The following is a 17,577-nucleotide window of genomic DNA, read 5'->3' as shown; positions in this document are numbered from 1 at the left end:
GGTGCGGGGCAGAATGGGCGGATGACGGCGAGCATCGGGACCAGCATCGGCCGGACGGCGCAGAGCGTCGTGTACCGCGCGGGCGTGAGCGGGCGGCGGCCGGCTATCCCGGTCGCGTTCCCCGCGCTGGAGCGCGCGGCGCGCAGGCGGATGTCGCGCGCGGCATTCGCCTACATCGCGGGCTCCGCGGGGCTGGAGCGCACCGACCGGGCCGACACCGACGCGTTCGCACGGCACCGGATCGTCCCGCGCGTGCTGCGGGACGTCTCGCAGCGCGACCTCTCGATCGAGCTGTTCGGGCGCCGTCTGCCCACTCCCCTGCTGCTGGCGCCCATCGGCGTGCTCGACCTGGCCCGGCGCGACGGCGACGCGGCCGCCGCACGCGCAGCCGCCGCGCACGGCATCCCCGCCGTGCTCTCCACCCAGGCCTCGGCTCCGATGGAGGCCGTCGCCGCCGCGATGGAGGACGTCCGGCCGGGCGCCGCGCGCTGGTTCCAGCTCTACTGGAGCTCGTCGCGCGATCTGGTCGCGAGCCTGGTCGCCCGGGCGGAGGCCAGCGGCTGCGAGGCGATCGTGGTCACCCTGGACACGCACGTGCTGGGCTGGCGCCCGCGGGACCTCGATCTCGGCTACCTCCCGTTCAGCCGCGGCCTCGGCATCGCCCAGTACACCAGCGACCCGGTCTTCCGCCGGCTGGTGCGCGAGCGGATGGCGAGTGCGGGCCCCCGTGAGCGCACCGCGGTCACCCCGGCGGCGCTGGCGTCGTTCGCGAGCATCCTGCGCCACCATCCCGGCGACCTGCGCGAGAACCTGCGCTCCGGCGAGCCGCTCGCGGCGGTCGAGACCTTCCTCGACGTGTTCGCCGACCCGTCGCTCGGCTGGGACGACCTGGCCTTCCTGCGCGAGCACACCAGCCTCCCGATCGTCCTTAAAGGCGTCCTGCACCCCGACGACGCCCGCCGCGCCGTCGACGCGGGTGTGGACGCCGTGCAGGTGTCCACGCACGGCGGGCGGCAGATCGACGGCGAGGTCGCGGCGCTCGACGCACTGACCAGGGTCGTGGACGCGGTCGCCGGCCGCATCCCCGTGCTGTTCGACAGCGGGATCCGCGGCGGCGCGGACGCCGTGATCGCGCTCGCGCTCGGCGCCAGGGCCGTCGCGGTCGGGAGGCCGTACGCCTACGCGCTCGCGCTGGCCGGCGAGCGCGGCGTGAGCGAGCTGCTCCGCAACCTCCTCGCCGAGCTCGACATCACGCTCGGGCTCTCCGGCGTCGCCCGGGTCGCCGACCTCGACCGCTCGGTGCTGGCTACGCCACCGCCCTGTACTGGCTAGGCGACCGCCCTGTGCCCGTTAGGCAACCGCTCTGGCGATGAGCGACAGCAGCGCCTGCGCATAGGCGGACGCGGCGTCCTCCTCCTCGAAGAAGCGCTCGACGCCGTCCCGCTCCAGGGTGACCCGGTAGCCGTCCGCTGTGCGCGCGAGATGGCGGAAGGAGCCGCCGAGCAGCTCCCTGAGCTGGTCCTCGCGCGGGATCCACAGCGCGTCCTCGACGGCGAGCGAGTCGAGCGCCCACTCGGTGGTGCCGTTGAAGCCGAGGATCGTGCCGGTGTCGAAATGGTGCGGCTCGATCGTCATGTCGCTCACGGTGAAGCGCTCGCCCGCCATCCCCGGCCGGTCGATGGCGAAGGTGTCCCCCGACGCCGGTTGCCAACGCAGGCCGGCGGCGCGCAGCAGACGCGCGGTGTCCTCGTCGATCATGACTGCTCCTCTCGCGTTTCGGATCACCCCCAGTTCGGGGGCGCGGCCCGAGAATACGCCCCTGTTCCCAGGCCTCGTTCACCGTTCGTTCGATTGTCGGCCATAGATTGCTCGTATGGGAATCCCGCCGGCGCGCCGTGTTTGACGCACTGCTCTCGATCGATGTGCTCGGCGGCCCCGTCCCGATCCTGGTGTTCGCCATCGCCGCCGCGCTGCTGGTCGCCCTGCTGGCGCGCCGTCCGTCGCTCGCGCTGCTCCGCCGGCTCGGCCTGGCCGGCGCGATCGGCCTCCTCGGCGCCGTCGTCACCTGGCTCGTGTGCGTCCGCTGGCTGAACCTGTTCGGCGAGTCCCTCGGCGCCGGGAACTACCTCTGGGTGGCCGCGGTGTTCTGCGGGCTGGCGCTCTGCGCGGCCAGCATCGGCCGCGCCCCGCGCTGGCGCACGGCTGTGGCCATCGCCGCCGCGCCGGCCTTCGTGCTCGCCGCGACCCTGGGCATCAACCTGAACTACGGTCTGGACCGCACGGTCGGCAACGTCCTCGCCATCACGATCCCGAACCCGATCAAGACCAAGCCGCTCGCCCACCAGAGCACGGCGTACGACGTCGCGCTCTGGAAGCACTGGACGGCGCCGGCCGACATGCCGCTCAAGGGCAAGACCGGCACGGCGCACATCGCAGGGACCATCAGCGGGTTCCACGCCAGGGAGGCCGGCGTCTACCTGCCACCCGCCGCCCTGGTGGCGCATCCGCCCGCGCTGCCGCTCGTCGTGATGATGATGGGCCAGCCCGGCAATCCGGACCCGGAGCCGATCGCGTCGGTGCTCAACGCGCTCGCCGCCCAGCATCACGGCCTGGCCCCCGTCGTCGTCGTGGCCGACCAGCTCGGCGCCGGGGCGCCGGACACGCTGTGCCTGGACACGACGCGGTACGGCAACGCGGCGACCTACATCACCCGGGACGTCACGGACTGGGCTGCCCGGCACCTCCCGATCACGCACGACCACCGGTTCTGGTCGGTCGCCGGCTACTCGAACGGCGGCCTGTGCGGGCTGTCGTTCGGCATCGACCATCCCGAGCTGTTCTCGAACGTGCTCGACATCTCCGGCGAGGAGTTCCCCGGAGCCGAGCATCCCGCCGCCACGTTGAACGAGATCTTCCACGGCGACCAGGCGGCCTACGACCACGCCAAGCCGTTCAACCGGCTCGCGCCCGGCGCGTTCCCCGGCAGCATGATCTTCACCGCCTGCCGCGACGATCCGGGCTACCACCATGTGGCCGAGGTCGAGCTGCGGGCAGCCCAGCGCGCCGGGGTCGCCAGCACGTTCATCGACCTCCCGACCGGAGGCCACGGCATGGGCGCGCTGATGGGCGGGCTGAACGGGGGCCTCCCGTTGCTGTTCGCCACGCTGGGGCTGCAGAAGCCGGGCTGAGCCGGCGTGCGGCGACGCCGCGCTCAGTCGGTGACGATCACGATCTTGCCGCGCACGTGACCGGACTCCAGCCGCCCGTACGCCTCGACGGTGCGCTCGATCGGCCAGATCGAGTCGATCGGCAGCACTAGCTCGTTCTGCGCGAGGAGGTCGGCGAGCTCGGCCAGCTCGGCGTTGCCCGCCGTGCGGCCGCCGACGGTGCGCGCGCCACGGGCGGTCGGGCCGAACGCGGCGATCGTGTTGATCCGCTCCGGTGGCACGCCGAGCTCGATCGCGGCGTCGATGGTGTCCGGCCCGTGGTTGTCGAGGACCGCGGTCACGCGCTGCCCGTCGTCCAGGACCTCCCGCACCCGGTCGGCCAGGCCCTCGCCGTACGCGACGGGGATGATGCCCAGCGTCTCCAGATACTCGTGGTTCTCCTCGCTCGCCGTGCCGACGACCGTGGCGCCGCACCGGATCGCGAGCTGCGCTGCGAGAACGCCGACCCCGCCCGCCGCCGCGCTCACCAGCACGGTGTCGGCCTCGCCGAGGTCGAGGGAGGCCGCCGTCGCCATCGCGGTGCGCCCGACCACGCCGAGCGATCCGGCCACCTCGAAGGTGAGCGGGTCGGGCTTCTCTAGGATCTGGCCGTCCTCGGCGACCACGACGAAGTCCGCGAGCGCGGCGAACGGAGCGGTGCCGAATACGGCCTGGCCGAGCCCGAAGCGCACGGCGCCCTCACCGCGCTCCTCCACGAATCCGGCGAAGTCCTGGCCCATCCCGCTCGGCAGGGTCACGCCCATCCGGGCGGCCGCCTGCTCGCTGCGGTACGCCTTGTAGTCCATCGGGTTGAGGCCCGCGGCCATCACCCGCACCAGCACCTGTCCTGGCCCCGGCCACGGTCGCTCCCGCTCGACGAGGTGAAGGAACTCGCGCGAGCCGAACTCCTCGAGCTGGACGAATCTGGGCACCGTGGGGCTCCTTCCGCTCATACGGTGGAGCCTAACCCCGCGCCTCGCCGGAAGGGAGGGTCAGCCGAAGAGCAGCTCCGCCTCCTCGTACCGCGCAGGCGGAACGGTCTTGAGGCCGCCGGTCGCGTCGGCGATCGACACGTTCACGACGTCGGTGCCGCGCAGCGACACCATCGAGCCCCAGCGGCCCTCGTAGGCCGCGTCGACCGCCGCCATGCCGAGCCGGGTCGCGAGCACGCGGTCGTAGGCGCTCGGGACGCCGCCGCGCTGCATGTGGCCGAGGACCGACGCGCGCGACTCGATGCCGGTGCGCTCCTCGATCATCGGGGCCAGCATCTCGCCGATCCCGCCGAGGCGCGGACGGTTGAAGGCGTCGAGGCCCTTGTGCGAGTGCGCCTCCTCCATCGTGTCGAGGTGGAAGCCCTCGGAGACGACGATCACCGGCGCGCGGCCGCGGTCGCGCACCGACTCGACCCACTCGCAGATCTGCTCGATGGACTTGGGCTGCTCCGGGATGAGGATGGCGTGCGCGCCGCCCGCCATGCCCGAGTGCAAGGCGATCCAGCCGACGTGGCGGCCCATGACCTCCACGACCATGCAGCGCTGATGCGACTCGGCGGTGGTGCGGAGGCGGTCGATGGCCTCTGTCGCGATCTCCACCGCGGTGTCGAAGCCGAAGGAGTAGTCGGTGGCGGCGAGGTCGTTGTCGATGGTCTTCGGCACGCCGACGATCTTGAGGCCCGCGTCGGTGAGCCGGCGGGCCGCCGTGAGCGTGCCCTCCCCGCCGATCGCGATGATCGCGTCGATGCCGTTCTCGTCCATCATCCGCTGGATGTTCTCCGGGCCGCCCTTGTCGCCCTCGAACGGGTTCGTGCGGCTGGAGCCCAGGATGGTGCCGCCCTGGCGCGAGAGGCCGCGGACGCTGTGCCGGTCGAGCGGCATGATGTCGCCATCGACCACGCCGCGCCAGCCGTAGCGGAAGCCGGCGAACTCGGACCCGTACACGCGGTCGCCCTTGAGGACCGCGCCGCGGATGACCGCGTTCAGTCCGGGACAGTCGCCGCCACTGGTGAGGATGCCGATCTTCATGCTGCTCTCTTTCTCGTTGCGCCCCTGAGCATCATGCCCGAGGTATACCGGAGCACCAAAATCCCGCCGCGCCCGGGCCGATCAGAGGCATCATGCCCGAGGTATACCGGAGCACCAAAATCCCGCCGCGCCCGGGCCGATCAGAGGCATCATGCCCGAGGTATACCGGAGCACCAAAATCCCGCCGCGCCCGGGCCGATCAGAGGCATCATGCCCGAGGTATACCGGAGCACCAAAATCCCGCCGCGCCCGGGCCGATCAGAGGCATCATGCCCGAGGTATACCGGAGCACCAAAATCCGTCGGCGCCCGGCCGCTCAGAGGCCGAGCGCGCGCTGGAGCTTGGACGAGCTCGCGGAGGGCCGGGCGCCCGCCGCCAGGAGTTCCGCCTCGATGCCGTCGAGGAGCGCTGTGCGGCGCTCGCGCGAGTCGGGGGCGCCGCTGAGCAGCTCGACCTCCCACTCCCGCCAGGCGTCGCTCGCGCCGGTCTGCAGGTTCTCGCCGCGGACGTGGTCGTCGCACAGCTCGGCGAGCTCGAAGCCCGCCGCGTCCTTGAGGATGGTGGTGTCGCGGCTGTTCGTCACGCGCGCGACCGGGATCAGGACACCGTCGCCGAGCTGGTCGCGGATGGTCTCCCGCAGGTCCGCCGGCGGCTCCACGCCGTCGCCGAGCGGCCAGTGCAGCTCCGGCCGTCCCTCTCCGGTCGGCGGCAGCTTGACGTGCCAGCCCTCGTCGGAGCCGCCGCGCCGCGCGCGCACCGCGACGCGCTGCCTGGCGAGCCGCAGCTCGGCCGTGTCGTAATAGGTCGCCACCAGTTCGGCGGTCTCCGGCTCGCTCTCGACGGCGATCGCCCCGACGCCGACGAGCTGGGGTGGTCGGAGGTCGCCGTCCACGTCGTACTTGCGCTCGATCTCGAGCTGGGTATGGTGCTGCGCCATGTCCCCTGTCTAGTCCACTTCGGCGCTGTCGCGAAATTGCAAGCTGTGCGCGGACGCACTCGTTAAGCTCCCGGCATGGACAACACCACCATCGTCACCGCCCGCTTCGACGTCACCGGCTGGGACCCGCAGGAGCTGCCCGGCATCGCGGGCGACTGGCTGGGCGCGGTGGTGATGCGCAAGACGTACACGGAGGGCCTGGTCGGCGAGTCGATCGCGCACTTCGTGTCCTCGGGCACGGAGGAGGGCGGCCGCGGCTACCTCGCGGCCGAGCGGATCACGGGGACGCTGCCCGACGGCCGCTCCGGATCGTTCACGGTCCACCACGGCGCGCTGCAGCACCCGGACGACCCCTCGGCGTTCGGCTACATCGTGCCCGGCACGGGGACCGACGACTTCGCGGGCGTCAGCGGCCCCGCGCGCATCCGGCACGACGACCGCGGCGCCTACTTCGAGTTCGACCTGGGCTGAGCCGGGCCGTCGCGAACCACTCTCGTGCACGCTCGGCCCGCGCGGTACCCTCGTGGCATGAGCGAGACGGACCGCACCAGAGAGGACGACGACGACTTCCTCGAGGCGCAGGAGGGCGACTACGAGCCCGCCGACGTCATCCGCGACGAGGACGACCTGCCGGTGGACGACGACGAGGCCGACGACCGGATCCTGCCGGACGACGAGCGCCCGGTGCCGCTCGACCCGGACGACGCCGAGATCGCCTGACGCCCTCTCCTTCTCTGCCGGCTACGCCTCCAGCGCGTCCTCGAGCAGGTTGATGAGAGCATCGAGCTGCACCGAGTCGGCCGAGCCGATCTCCACGTCGCTGCCGTCGAGCGCGCGGGCCGCGAGGCCCTGCTTGGAGTCGATCAGCTCCGCGATCTTGGAGTCGATGGTCTGCGCGGCGATGATCCGCCACGCCGTGACCGGCTCGTCCTGGCCGATGCGGTGCACGCGGTCGATCGCCTGGGTCTGCTCGGCGGCCGTCCAGGACAGCTCCGCGAGCACCACGTTCGACGCGGCCTGGAGGTTGAGCCCGACGCCCGCCGCCGTGAGCGAGCAGACCGCGACAGCGACCTCCGGGTCGTTGTTGAAGGCGTCGATCTCCTTCTGGCGGGCGAGCGCGGTCTGGTCTCCGCGGATGGAGATGGTCTTCAGGTCGCGGGCGGCGAAGGCCTCCTCCGCCGCGTCCATGACGTCGATGTGCTTGGCGAAGAACACCACCTTGCCGACCGAGCGCGCGAGCTGCGCGGTGTAGTCGGAGGCCAGCCCGGCCTTCGCCTGACCGATCTTGCGGACCATGGTGAAGACGTTGTCGCCGGTCTTGGACGACTTCGCCTCCTCCAGCTCGGACTGCGCGACCAGGCGGATGAGGTGCTTGCGGTGCGCCTCGTCGTCGCCGTCGAACGAGTCGGGACGGCCCGCGGCGGCGGCGCGGTGGAAGCGGGCGACCAGCCGGGCGGCCAGCTCCTTCTCCGCCTGCATGATCGAGCGGCCGAGGTCGTCGTCCAGCTCCACCGGCAGGTCGACCACGCGTCGGCTCGGGAGGTCGGCGGCCACGTCCACCTTGCGGCGGCGGACGATGCCCAGGTCGATGACGGACTCGCGGGCGGCGGCGTAGAACCCGAAGTCGGCCGGCGTGAGGCCGGTCTCCTCCAGGCTCTCCATCAGCTCCGCGGTCGGCTTGTTGCCGTCGATCCAGCCGAGGAACTGCCAGATCGCCTTGAAGTCGTCGATGTCGTTGATCAGCGGGGTTCCGGTGAGCGCGATGAGGAGCGGGTCGGCCGCCTTCTCGCGGATCGCCTCGGCCAGGCCGAGCACGAGCCGGGAACGCTGCGAGTGCAGGTTCTTGATGAAGTGCGCCTCGTCCACGACCATGCCCTGGAAGCCGAGCGTGCGCAGCCACGACAGGTGCCGGTCGAGCACCTCATAGTTGACGATGACGACGTCGGCGAACGCGTCGAGCCCCTGGCCGTCGCCGTGGATGACGGTGGCGCGGCGGTGCGGCGTCCAGCGCTCGACCTCGCGCGCCCAGTTCATCTTGACCACGTTCGGGACGACCGCGAGCAGCGGGAAGGCGCCGGCGACGGACGCGCCGAGGATGGACTGTGCGGTCTTGCCGAGGCCGGGCTCGTCGGCGAGCAGGAAGCGGCGGTGGCCCTGGCGCACGCTCTCGATGAAGCGCGACTGGTGGTGCATCAGCTCCAGCCCCTGCGGGGAGTAGCGATCGATCTTCGGGGCGGGCGGGAGCTCCATGCTCGCGGCCTGGCCTCCCGCTCCGTACTCGAACGACTTGAACAGCGGGCCGAGCAGCTCCCACGAGTCGAGGCGACGGCGCGGCGCGGGAGCGGGGGCGGTGGCCTTGCTGAAGTCGGGGGCGAGGAACGGGTTGGAGAGCTGGCGCGCCTTGACCGAGGCCGGCACGACCTGCTTCTCGGCGAGCTCCGGCGGGATGATGCTCTCGGGCGCGATCACGCGCTCGACCGTGATGATGAGATCGTCCGGGCTGAGCTCGGTGCCGGACTCCAGCAGCCAGTCGCGCCGGATCTTCTGCGCCGTCGCGGTGGGCGGGGCGGCGCTCTCCAGCAGCGCGATGAGCGAGGTGTCGCGGGCTGCTGTCTTCGCCAGGATCGTGGCGATGCCGTCCAGCCGCTTGAGCTGCTCGGCGCGCGCGGCATCGCTCAGCTCGGTGTCCGCCTTGGCGCGGGCGCGCTCCTCGCGCATGAGGAACGCGATGACCTGGAACTTGGTGCGGTTCGTCGGGCCGAGCTTCTTGCCGTCTGCGGCCTTCGCCTCCACCTCGCGCACCTTGCGCGCGAGGACGGGGATGAGCCCGTCGTTGTTGGCGTGGCGGTTGCGGCGCTGCTGCTGCTGCGACGAGGCGCGCTGAGACGCGCCTTGGCCCGACATGCGCTGTTGCGACGTGCGCTGACCCGAACGAGACATGGTCCTCCAGTGGAGGCGCCGCGCGCTGACAGAGGACGCGACGCCGTTATGGCGTGAGGGCCGGCGCGGCGGCGGGGAACGGAACCGAGTGGTCCGACCGAGCATCGCAGAACGCCGGGCGCACGGCGCAGGACGGCCGTGCAACCGTCATTTTACCGTATCGGGACGGGTCAGCGGCGTGTGTCGGCCGGAATCTTGATCAGAAGCCCAGCCGAGACGAAGACGGCGGCCGCCGCGAGGCTCACCAACGGCAGCACCGGGGTGAGCCCAGGGACCGGGAAGATCGGGTTCCAGAGCAGGGCGATCGGGATCAGCCCGGCCAGCCACCAGCGCTGCTTCGCCTGCCAGGAGAACACGCACAGGATGAGCGCCAGGATGCAGACCGCGTACTCCACGTAGGTGTACCAGTCCGCGAACGCCAGCCCGAAGAGCAGCACGAGCGCGCCGAGGATGCCGGGCGCCAGGGCGGCGCGGTTGTAGGCGGGCGGCTGCGGGGTGTATGGCACCGTCCAACTCTAAGCGACCGTCCCTGAACGGTCCGCGCCGCAGAACGGTCCGCGCCCCTGGGACGAGACCTCATCCCCGGGACGCGGACGCCTGCTGGTGCGGGCTGTTCAGAGAGCGCCCCTGCGGAACAGGAACGCGCACGGCGGCGCGTCCGATCCCACACGGACGATGACAGCGGAGCGGCGGGCCAGCTCGACGAACGGCTCGAGGTCGAGCCGGCTCATCGGGATGCGACGCAGTTCTGCGTCCGAAGCGATGCCGTTGACGGCGAAGGCGACGTCGGGGACTTCGTAGGGCTCTCCTGCGAGGTCGAGGAACACGATCGGCGACGGGTCTGCGGTGTCGAGCGGGAACACGCTGAGGATGGCCTCGGCGGCCGCTTCGGTGGTGGCGTCCTCCCCCAGGTGGACGACGGGCGCGGTGAGTGCTTCTTCGGGATAGCCGCTGCCGACAAGGGTAAGCATGTCGCCATCGTGCATGGAATCGAGAGCGCTCAAGAGCGCACCGGACAGCAGCGGGCTGAGGTTCTTCAGCAAAGTCGGGCCTTTCCTGTAAAACGAATATTTCTCAACCCCTGTTGGGAGGATAGACCCGGCAGTATGTCCTCTCACACCCCCCTTTAGGGGGTGCACCCGTTACTCCCGCATACCTGGCCGGGGTATCCGGTTTCCGCGGTATCCTTGGTCCCGTGATCGCAGACATCAAGAAGAGGGCGCTGCACCGCACGCGCATCCTCGAGGGGCAGCTGCGCGGCCTCGAGAAGATGATCGAGAACGAGGACTACTGCGTCGATATCATCACCCAATCGCTCGCGATACAGAAGTCCCTCGGCTCGCTCAACAAGCTGCTCGTCGAGAACCACCTGAAGACGCACATCTCCGCGATGTTCGAGGAGGGCGGGGACCAGCGCGACGACGCCATCCTCGAGCTCCTGAAGGTGTACGAGCTCTCGAACAACCGGGGCTGATGTGACGGACCCCATCGAGATCGTCCGCGGCGACATCACTGAGCAGGCCGTGGACGCCGTGGTCAACGCGGCCAACAGCTCCCTCCTCGGCGGAGGCGGCGTCGACGGCGCGATCCACCGCCGCGGCGGCCCTGCCATCCTGGCCGCCTGCCGCGAGCTGCGCGCCACCACCCTTCCCGACGGTCTGCCGACGGGTCAGGCCGTCGCGACGACCGCGGGAGACCTCGCGGCGCAGTGGGTCATCCACACGGTCGGCCCGGTCTGGGCGCAGCACGAGGACCGCACCCCCGACCTGCAGAACGCGTACCGGTCGTCGCTGCGGGTCGCCCGCGAGCTCGGCGCCGCGACGGTCGCCTTCCCCGCCGTGTCCGCCGGCGTCTACGGCTGGCCGATGGACGACGCGGCGCGGATCGCGGTGAGCACCGTGCGCGCCGTGCTGTCCTCCGGCGTCGGCTCGGTGGAGCTGGTGCGCTTCGTGCTGTTCAGCGACGACGCGCTGGCGGCGTTCCGCACGGCGGCCGGCGAGTGAGCGACGACCTCCGTCTCGACGGCGACGCCGCCGTCGAGCGCTTCCGGACGCTGCTGCGCCTCCCGACCATGTCCCGCCTCCCTGTCGAGGAGACCGACTGGGCGGCGTTCGACGCGTTCATCGCGGCGCTGCCCGGGCTGTACCCGCGCCTGCACGCGGTTCTCGACTGCGAGCAGCACGGCCACTCACTGCTCTACCGCTGGCGCGGCACGGGCGACGGCGCCCCCACCGTCCTGATGGCGCACTACGACGTCGTCCCCGCCACCGACGAGGGCTGGGAGCACCCGCCGTTCGGCGCGGAGCTCACCGGTGCCGGCGACGACCGCGTGCTGTGGAGCCGCGGCACGCTGGACGATAAGGGCGCGTTCGTCGCCATCCTGGAGGCGGTGGAGGCCCTGGTCGCCGCCGGCCACACCCCCGCGGCGGACGTGTACCTCAGCTTCGGCCACGACGAGGAGACGGTCGGCTCCGGCGCACAGGCCATCGTCACCGCCCTCGCCGGGCGCGGCGTGCGGCCGGCCCTGGTGCTGGACGAGGGCGGGGCCGTGGTCGAAGACATCTTCCCCGGCGTGACCAAGCCCATCGCCGTCGTCGGCGTCAGCGAGAAGGGCATCACCAGCGTGCGGCTGACAGTCGAGCAGCACGGCGGCCACGCCTCCACCCCGCCCAAGCTCGCGGCGACCGTGCGGCTCGCGCGCGCGATCACCCGGCTGAACGCCAAGCCGTTCCCCGCCCGTCTCACCGAGACGAACCTCCAGATGGTGGAGACGCTCGGCGCGCACGCGACCGGCCCGCTCCGTGCGGTGTTCACGCGCGCCAGGCGGCTGAAGCCGGCCCTGGTCGCCGTCCTCGGCCGGCTGAGCGACGAGACGCGCGCGATCGTGCGCACGACGACCGCGGTCACGCAGCTCAGCGGCAGCCTCGCCGCGAACGCGCTGCCGGAGACCGCGACGGCGGTGCTCAACGTGCGCATCGCGGTCGGGTCGAGCGTCGCCGAGACCGTCGCCCACCTCCGCCGCGCCATCCACGACCCGCTCGTGCGCATCGAGACGATCGACCCGACGGAGCCGTCCCCGGTGTCCCCCACGTCCGGCCCGGAGTGGGAGGCGGTGGCGGGAGCCATCGCTGCCGTCCACCCGGACGCGATCGTGACCCCGTACATCATGCTCGGGGCGAGTGACGGCCGGCACTTCACCGCGATCAGCGATGCGGTCTACCGGTTCACGCCGTTCGAGATGAGCACCGAGGAGCGCGGGACGCTGCACGCGCGCAACGAGCGGATCCACGTGGCGACGTGGCTGCGCGGGATCCGGTTCTACGAAGGGGTGCTGCGCGGGAGGTAGGCCTCCCGCTACGCCGCCCCGCCCAGATCCGGCAACTGGATCGCCCGGCTGTTCGGCGGAAGCTGCCGCGCGCGCTCCAGCCCGGGCACCAGCTCCCCCAGCCACGCCCGGTAGCCCTCCGCGTTGAGGTGGAGGCGGTCGTCCGTGTAGGCGGGGTTCAGCTCGCCGTCCTCCAGCGCCATCGCGGGCCAGAGGTCGAGCCAGGCGGCGTGGACGGTGGGGGCGAACTGCCACAGGTGGCGGTTGATGTCACGGATCTGGTCGGCGAACTCGTGGCCGCGCGGCATCACCGACTGCACCAGGATGCGCACCTCCGGCAGCTCCTTGCGGAGGGTGACCAGGATGGTCTCGACGTTGCGGACGACGTGTTCGACCGAGCGGCGCCAGGCCAGGTCGTTGGTCCCGATGAGGAGCGCGATCAGCGCCGGACGGGCCTCCACCACGACGTCCAGGCGGGCCACCACATCGTCGGACGTGTCACCCGCGACTCCGAGGTTGAGGACCTCCTCGCCGGGCATCCAGGCGTCCCAGTCACCGCCTTGGGTCAGGCTGTCGCCGACCAGGACGAGAGTGCCGTGCCCAGATCCCCACCCGTCGCTCATCCTCCCATCCTCTCTCAGAACGAGGGAGGCGGGAAGAGCGCCTCAGGCGACTCTAAAGGAGCGACTTGGTGTGCCAGACCGTCTTCGTCTCGGTGAAGAACGCGATGCGGTCGAGCGATGGGGCGGCGGCGTCCGGGCCGTTCTCCGGGGCCAGGACGCGCTTGAGCGTGTCCGCCGCGGCGATCTGCAGGTCCACCCATTCCAGCGCTCCGGCGCCGACCAGGTCGAGCGCGTTGACGTCGGCGTGCGAGGCCAGCCAGGGCGCGATCTCCGCCGGCGAGCCGGTGAGGATGTTGACCACGCCGCCCGGCACGTCGCTCGTCGCGAGCACCTCGCTCAGGCTGATGGCCGACAGCGGGAACCGCTCGCTCGCCACGACGACGACCGTGTTGCCGGCGACCAGCGCCGGGGCGATCGCGCTGACGAAGCCGAGCAGGCTCGAGTCCTGCGGGGCCACGATCGCGACGACGCCGGTGGGCTCCGGCACCGAGATGTTGAAGTACGGGCCGGCGACCGGGTTGGCGTTGCCCGCCACCTGGGCGAACTTGTCGGCCCAGCCGGCGTACCAGACCCAGCGGTCGATGGCTTCGTCCACCTGCGCGCCGGCGACGGCCGCGGAGACACCCTCGGCGTTCTGGATCTCGTCGATGAACTGGGCTCGGCGGCCCTCCATCAGCTCGGCGATCCGGTACAGCACCTGGCCGCGGTTGTAGGCGGTCGCGCCGGCCCAGCCGGAGACCGCACCGCGCGCGGCCACGACGGCGTCGCGGGCGTCCTTGCGGGAAGCCTTCGCGGCGTTCGCCAGGAACCCGCCCTTCGCGGAGACGACCTCGTAGGTGCGGCCGGACTCGGAGCGCGGGAACTTCCCGCCGATGTAGAGCTTGTAGGTCTTCGGCACGGCCAGGCGGCTCATTTCGTCGCTCCCTTGCGGGTCGTGGTGCGGGTGGAGGCCCGGGCGGGCCGGGATGAGGATGCGGTGACCGCGGGGCGCGCGGCCTGCACCGACCGGCCGGGCACCAGGTACGCGCCGAGGCCGTTCCTGCCGCCCTCGCGGCCGTAGCCGGACTCCTTGTAGCCGCCGAACGGGCTGGCCGGGTCGAACCGGTTGAAGGTGTTCGCCCAGACGACGCCGGCGCGGAGCTGGTCGGCGACGGCCAGGATGCGGCTGCCCTTGTCGGTCCAGATGCCGGCGGAGAGGCCGTACGGCGTGTTGTTCGCCTTGGCGATGGCCTCCGCCGGGGTGCGGAACGTCAGCACCGACAGCACCGGCCCGAAGATCTCCTCGCGGGCGATCCGGTGGCTGGTCGACACGTTGTCGAAGATCGTCGGGGCGAACCAGAAGCCGTTCTCCGGGATCGCGCACTCGGCCGTCCAGCGGTCGGCGCCCTCGGCCTCCCCGATGTCGGAGAGCTCGCGGATGCGCTGGAGCTGCTCGGCACTGTTGATCGCACCGATGTCGGTGTTCTTGTCGAGCGGGTCGCCGAGGCGCAGCGTGGAGAGCCGGCGCTTCAGGCGGTCCACCACCTCGTCGTGGATGCTCTCCTGCACCAGCAGGCGGCTGCCCGCGCAGCAGACGTGGCCCTGGTTGAAGAAGATGCCGTTGACGATGCCCTCGATGGCCTGGTCGATCGGCGCGTCGTCGAAGACGATGTTCGCGGCCTTGCCGCCGAGCTCCAGGGTCAGCTTCTTGTCGGTGCCGGCCACCGAGCGCGCGATCTCGCGGCCCACGGCGGTGGAGCCCGTGAAGGCGACCTTGTTGACGTCCGGGTGCGACACCAGCTCGCGGCCGGTCTCGCCCGCGCCGGTGACGATGTTGACGACGCCGGCCGGGAGGTCGGCCTGCTGCACGATCTCGGCGAACAGCAGCGCGGTCAGCGGGGTGGTCTCCGCGGGCTTCAGGACGACCGTGTTGCCCGCCGCGAGGGCCGGCGCGATCTTCCACGCCAGCATGAGCAGCGGGAAGTTCCACGGGATGACCTGGGCGGCGACGCCGAGGGCGCGGGGCGCGGGGCCGAGGCCGGCGTGCTCCAGCTTGTCGGCCCAGCCGGCGTAGTAGAAGAACCAAGCGGCGACCAGGGGCACGTCGACGTCGCGGCTCTCCTTGATCGGCTTGCCGTTGTCGAGGCTCTCGGCCACGGCCAGCTCGCGGGCGCGCTCCTGGATGAGGCGGGCGATACGGAAGAGGTACTTGCCGCGGTCGCTGCCGCTCATCCGCGACCAGACCCGGTCGTAGGCGCGGCGGGCAGCGACGACGGCGCGGTCGACATCGGCGGAGTCGGCGGTCGCGATGGTCGCGATCCGCTCCTCCGTCGCCGGGGAGATGGTCTGGAACGGCGTTCCGTGGCCGTCGACGAACTCGCCGTCGATGAAGAGCCCGTACTGGTCGCGCAGGTTGAGGATCGCGCGCGACTCGGGGGCCGGGGCGTACTCGAGGAAGCTCATGGTGTTGTCGTCCCGTCTCAGTCGATCGTCACGTAGTCGGCGCCGGAGTAGTGTCCGGTGCTCAGCTTCTGGCGCTGCAGCAGCACGTCGTTGAGGAGGCTGGAGGCGCCGAACCGGAACAGGTGCGGCTGCAGCCAGCGCTCGCCCACGGTCTCGGCGACCGTCACGAGGTACTTGATGGCGTCCTTCGAGGAGCGGATGCCGCCTGCCGGCTTCACGCCGATCTCCTCGCCGGTCAGGTTGTGCCAGTCGCGCACGACCTCCAGCATCAGCAGCGTGACCGGGAGGGTCGCGGCGGGCGACACCTTGCCGGTGGAGGTCTTGATGAAGTCCGCGCCGGCGAGGATGCTCAACCAGGACGCGCGGCGCACGTTGTCGTAGGTGTTCAGCTCGCCGGTCTCCAGGATGACCTTGAGGTGGGCGTAGCTGCCGTCGTCCCGGCGGCAAGCCTCCTTGACGGCCACGATCTCGTCGAACACGAGGCCGTAGCGGCCGGAGAGGAACGCGCCGCGGTCGATGACCATGTCGATCTCGTCCGCGCCGGCCGCCACCGCGTCGGCGGTGTCGGCGAGCTTGACCGGGAGGGAGGCGCGGCCGCTCGGGAAGGCGGTGGCGACGGCGGCGACGTTGATGCCGCCGTGCTGCCCGGTCTCGCGGAGCACCCGGCCGGCGTGGGAGGCGCCGAGCGCCTGCACCGCGTACGGCACCATGTCGCCGTACACGCACACCGCGGCGGGGCGCGGGGCGGTCAGGTCGCTCGGGTCGGGCGTGAGCGCCTTGGCGACGAGCGAGCGCACCTTGCCGGGCGTGTCGGCGCCCTCCAGGGTGGTCAGGTCGATCAGCTCGATGATCTTGTCGAGCGCCCAGGCCTTGCTGGTGGTCTTGATGGAGCGGGTGCCGAGCCCGGCGGCGCGCTGCTCCAGCCCCACGGCGTCCACGCCGGGGATGCCGCCGAGGTAGCGCCGGAGCGAGCCCTCGGTGAGGTCGCCGCCCAGCACCTCGACGGCGCGGGCCGCCGGCGCGAGCGTGCGCACGGGCGGTGTCGTTTCGATGGTCATGACGTCTGCTTTCTCAAGTTCGGCGCGCGGCCGAGGAGGTCGTTGGCGGTCGACTCGTCGGTGATCAGCGTGGTGCACAGCCCGCTGGCGACGACCGCGTGGGCGATGCCGTGCTTGGCCTCCCCCGCGATGACGGCGATGGAGGTGCCCGCGTTGCGGAGCTCGTCAAGGGTGAGGCCGAGCGTGCGGCTGTCCAGCTCGGGGTCGGCGACCTGGCCCTCGTCGTTGATGAAGCGCCCGACCACGTCGCCGACGGCGCCCTTCTCGGCCAGTGCGAGCACGTCCTCGGGGGACAGGTAACCGGAGTCGACGTGGACCGAGCTGGTGTCGACCACGCCTGCGCTGAACAGGTACGCGTTCGCGCCGCGCGCCAGCTCCAGCACGGATTGGACGGAACGGTCGGCCTCGATCGCGCGGCGGGTGGCCGCGTGCTCGAAGATCGCCGGGCTCGGGAGCAGCGTCGCGGTGCCCTGGGCCTTGCGGGCCATCACCACCGCGGTGTCCGCCGCGGCCGTGGCCTGCCGGGTGCTCGACACGCTGCCGTTGATCTGGACGGGGTTCACGCCGACCGCCCAGCCCGGACGCAGCCGCGCGGCGACGGCGTGCAGGGTGCGGCCCCAGCTCACCCCGAGGGTGCGCGGGACCGGGCGCAGGGTCGTGAGGTAGTCGGCAGCGGCCTGCGCGACGCGGGCCTGCGAGTCGGCGTCGGAGTCGGCGGAGGGGACGACGACAGCGTCCACGAGGCCGTAGAAGCCGCACAGCTCGCGCTCCAGCGAGAACTTCCTGGCGCTCGGGTGCACGATCTCGATGCGCACGAAGCCGTGCTCGCGCGCCGCCACCAGGAGCCGGCCGACCTTCCACCGGGAGACGTTGAGGGCGACGCCGATCTCGTCCTGGGTCTTACCGGCTTCGTAGTACAGCTCTGCGGCTTTGACGGCGAGGATCTCGTCGGTATCGTTCAGGGCCACGCGTCCAGCATAAATCGGTGTGCAACGGTTGCGCGCTTAACGCTCAAATGAGCAGAC

19 protein-coding genes are annotated in these 17,577 nt (G+C 71.5%); 7 read left to right on the top strand and 12 right to left on the bottom strand.

The genetic code is table 11. The annotated features are described in order from the left end of the window. Positions 1-21 precede the first annotated feature (21 nt). Positions 22-1,332 (top strand): alpha-hydroxy-acid oxidizing protein, encoded by a 1,311-nt coding sequence (locus ABH923_RS18895; RefSeq protein WP_370056942.1) that lies wholly within the window; start codon positions 22-24, stop codon positions 1,330-1,332. A gap of 18 nt (positions 1,333-1,350) precedes the next feature. On the opposite strand, the gene ABH923_RS18890 is transcribed toward ABH923_RS18895, so the two are convergent. After that, on the bottom strand, positions 1,351-1,758 hold the full coding sequence (locus ABH923_RS18890; RefSeq protein ID WP_370056941.1) for a hypothetical protein: 408 nt from the start codon (positions 1,756-1,758) through the stop codon (positions 1,351-1,353). A 137-nt stretch (positions 1,759-1,895) separates the two neighbouring features. Between ABH923_RS18890 and ABH923_RS18885 the strand changes: the two genes are divergently transcribed. Next, positions 1,896-3,188, top strand: a complete 1,293-nt coding sequence (locus ABH923_RS18885) for an alpha/beta hydrolase (RefSeq protein ID WP_370056940.1) — start codon at positions 1,896-1,898, stop codon at positions 3,186-3,188. 23 nt (positions 3,189-3,211) lie between these two features. Here ABH923_RS18885 and ABH923_RS18880 read toward each other — a convergent pair whose 3' ends face one another. From ABH923_RS18880 to ABH923_RS18870, 3 genes are all read right to left on the bottom strand, one after another. Continuing rightward, positions 3,212-4,138 carry an NADP-dependent oxidoreductase gene (locus tag ABH923_RS18880; protein ID WP_370056939.1) on the bottom strand — a complete coding sequence of 309 codons (927 nt, stop codon included), beginning with the start codon at positions 4,136-4,138 and terminating at the stop codon, positions 3,212-3,214. Positions 4,139-4,198: 60 nt separating this feature from the next. Beyond that, entirely contained in the window at positions 4,199-5,227 is a 1,029-nt protein-coding gene (locus ABH923_RS18875) for a 6-phosphofructokinase (RefSeq protein WP_370056938.1), read from the bottom strand. Positions 5,228-5,543: 316 nt separating this feature from the next. After that, on the bottom strand, positions 5,544-6,164 hold the full coding sequence (locus ABH923_RS18870) for a CYTH domain-containing protein (RefSeq protein WP_370056937.1): 621 nt from the start codon (positions 6,162-6,164) through the stop codon (positions 5,544-5,546). A 75-nt stretch (positions 6,165-6,239) separates the two neighbouring features. On the opposite strand from ABH923_RS18870, the gene ABH923_RS18865 reads away from it, so the two are divergent. Both ABH923_RS18865 and ABH923_RS18860 read left to right on the top strand, forming a co-directional pair. Then, a complete protein-coding gene (locus ABH923_RS18865; protein ID WP_370056936.1) occupies positions 6,240-6,635 on the top strand; it encodes a DUF3224 domain-containing protein in 396 nt (131 codons plus the stop codon). 57 nt (positions 6,636-6,692) lie between these two features. Beyond that, positions 6,693-6,884, top strand: coding sequence for a hypothetical protein (locus tag ABH923_RS18860; RefSeq protein WP_370056935.1), 192 nt, complete (start codon positions 6,693-6,695; stop codon positions 6,882-6,884). Positions 6,885-6,905: 21 nt separating this feature from the next. Here ABH923_RS18860 and ABH923_RS18855 read toward each other — a convergent pair whose 3' ends face one another. From ABH923_RS18855 to ABH923_RS18845, 3 genes are all read right to left on the bottom strand, one after another. Further along, complete coding sequence (locus tag ABH923_RS18855; RefSeq protein WP_370056934.1) at positions 6,906-9,104, bottom strand: DEAD/DEAH box helicase; 2,199 nt, start codon at positions 9,102-9,104, stop codon at positions 6,906-6,908. A 170-nt stretch (positions 9,105-9,274) separates the two neighbouring features. Further along, the gene (locus tag ABH923_RS18850; RefSeq protein WP_370056933.1) at positions 9,275-9,610 is read right to left on the bottom strand and encodes a DUF6804 family protein; all 336 of its coding nucleotides are present in this window, start codon (positions 9,608-9,610) and stop codon (positions 9,275-9,277) included. Between the two features lie 108 nt (positions 9,611-9,718). After that, a complete protein-coding gene (locus tag ABH923_RS18845; protein WP_370056932.1) occupies positions 9,719-10,147 on the bottom strand; it encodes an RbsD/FucU domain-containing protein in 429 nt (142 codons plus the stop codon). A gap of 152 nt (positions 10,148-10,299) precedes the next feature. Here ABH923_RS18845 and ABH923_RS18840 point away from each other — a divergent pair, with 152 nt between their 5' ends. From ABH923_RS18840 to ABH923_RS18830, 3 genes are read left to right on the top strand one after another with little or no spacing between them, the layout of a single operon-like run. Next, entirely contained in the window at positions 10,300-10,578 is a 279-nt protein-coding gene (locus ABH923_RS18840) for a metal-sensitive transcriptional regulator (RefSeq protein ID WP_370056931.1), read from the top strand. Between the two features lies 1 nt (position 10,579). Then, positions 10,580-11,107: an O-acetyl-ADP-ribose deacetylase gene (locus tag ABH923_RS18835; protein ID WP_370056930.1), complete on the top strand. Its 528-nt coding sequence runs from the start codon at positions 10,580-10,582 to the stop codon at positions 11,105-11,107. Further along, positions 11,104-12,450, top strand: a complete 1,347-nt coding sequence (locus tag ABH923_RS18830; protein WP_370056929.1) for a M20/M25/M40 family metallo-hydrolase — start codon at positions 11,104-11,106, stop codon at positions 12,448-12,450. The genes ABH923_RS18835 and ABH923_RS18830 overlap by 4 nt, the downstream gene beginning before the upstream one ends. 8 nt (positions 12,451-12,458) lie before the next feature. Here ABH923_RS18830 and ABH923_RS18825 read toward each other — a convergent pair whose 3' ends face one another. From ABH923_RS18825 to ABH923_RS18805, 5 genes are read right to left on the bottom strand one after another with little or no spacing between them, the layout of a single operon-like run. Beyond that, positions 12,459-13,052: an SGNH/GDSL hydrolase family protein gene (locus ABH923_RS18825; protein WP_370056928.1), complete on the bottom strand. Its 594-nt coding sequence runs from the start codon at positions 13,050-13,052 to the stop codon at positions 12,459-12,461. A 52-nt stretch (positions 13,053-13,104) separates the two neighbouring features. After that, positions 13,105-13,965: an aldehyde dehydrogenase gene (locus ABH923_RS18820; RefSeq protein ID WP_370056927.1), complete on the bottom strand. Its 861-nt coding sequence runs from the start codon at positions 13,963-13,965 to the stop codon at positions 13,105-13,107. Beyond that, complete coding sequence (locus ABH923_RS18815) at positions 13,962-15,494, bottom strand: aldehyde dehydrogenase family protein (RefSeq protein WP_370056926.1); 1,533 nt, start codon at positions 15,492-15,494, stop codon at positions 13,962-13,964. Before ABH923_RS18815 ends, ABH923_RS18820 begins: the two co-directional genes overlap by 4 nt. 17 nt (positions 15,495-15,511) lie before the next feature. Beyond that, positions 15,512-16,552 (bottom strand): deoxyribose-phosphate aldolase, encoded by a 1,041-nt coding sequence (gene deoC, locus ABH923_RS18810; RefSeq protein ID WP_370056925.1) that lies wholly within the window; start codon positions 16,550-16,552, stop codon positions 15,512-15,514. Next, a complete protein-coding gene (locus ABH923_RS18805) occupies positions 16,549-17,520 on the bottom strand; it encodes a sugar-binding transcriptional regulator (protein ID WP_370056924.1) in 972 nt (323 codons plus the stop codon). Before ABH923_RS18805 ends, deoC begins: the two co-directional genes overlap by 4 nt. Between the last annotated feature and the right edge of the window lie 57 nt (positions 17,521-17,577).

The organism is Leifsonia sp. EB41 (genome assembly GCF_041262565.1).
Lineage (GTDB): Bacteria > Actinomycetota > Actinomycetes > Actinomycetales > Microbacteriaceae > Leifsonia.
The sequence above is the reverse complement of the archived record's forward strand: the minus strand, read 5'-3'. Positions and strand labels throughout refer to the sequence as shown.

Excerpts from the sequence above, each read along its gene's own strand:
- ABH923_RS18895 (WP_370056942.1), top strand. The coding sequence starts at position 22 with ATGACGGCGAGCATCGGGACCAGCATCGGCCGGACGGCGCAGAGCGTC.
- ABH923_RS18890 (WP_370056941.1), bottom strand. The coding sequence starts at position 1,758 with ATGATCGACGAGGACACCGCGCGTCTGCTGCGCGCCGCCGGCCTGCGT.
- ABH923_RS18875 (WP_370056938.1), bottom strand. The coding sequence starts at position 5,227 with ATGAAGATCGGCATCCTCACCAGTGGCGGCGACTGTCCCGGACTGAAC.
- ABH923_RS18870 (WP_370056937.1), bottom strand. The coding sequence starts at position 6,164 with ATGGCGCAGCACCATACCCAGCTCGAGATCGAGCGCAAGTACGACGTG.
- ABH923_RS18865 (WP_370056936.1), top strand. The coding sequence starts at position 6,240 with ATGGACAACACCACCATCGTCACCGCCCGCTTCGACGTCACCGGCTGG.
- ABH923_RS18860 (WP_370056935.1), top strand. The coding sequence starts at position 6,693 with ATGAGCGAGACGGACCGCACCAGAGAGGACGACGACGACTTCCTCGAG.
- ABH923_RS18855 (WP_370056934.1), bottom strand. The coding sequence starts at position 9,104 with ATGTCTCGTTCGGGTCAGCGCACGTCGCAACAGCGCATGTCGGGCCAA.
- ABH923_RS18825 (WP_370056928.1), bottom strand. The coding sequence starts at position 13,052 with ATGAGCGACGGGTGGGGATCTGGGCACGGCACTCTCGTCCTGGTCGGC.
- ABH923_RS18820 (WP_370056927.1), bottom strand. The coding sequence starts at position 13,965 with ATGAGCCGCCTGGCCGTGCCGAAGACCTACAAGCTCTACATCGGCGGG.
- ABH923_RS18815 (WP_370056926.1), bottom strand. The coding sequence starts at position 15,494 with ATGAGCTTCCTCGAGTACGCCCCGGCCCCCGAGTCGCGCGCGATCCTC.
- deoC (WP_370056925.1), bottom strand. The coding sequence starts at position 16,552 with ATGACCATCGAAACGACACCGCCCGTGCGCACGCTCGCGCCGGCGGCC.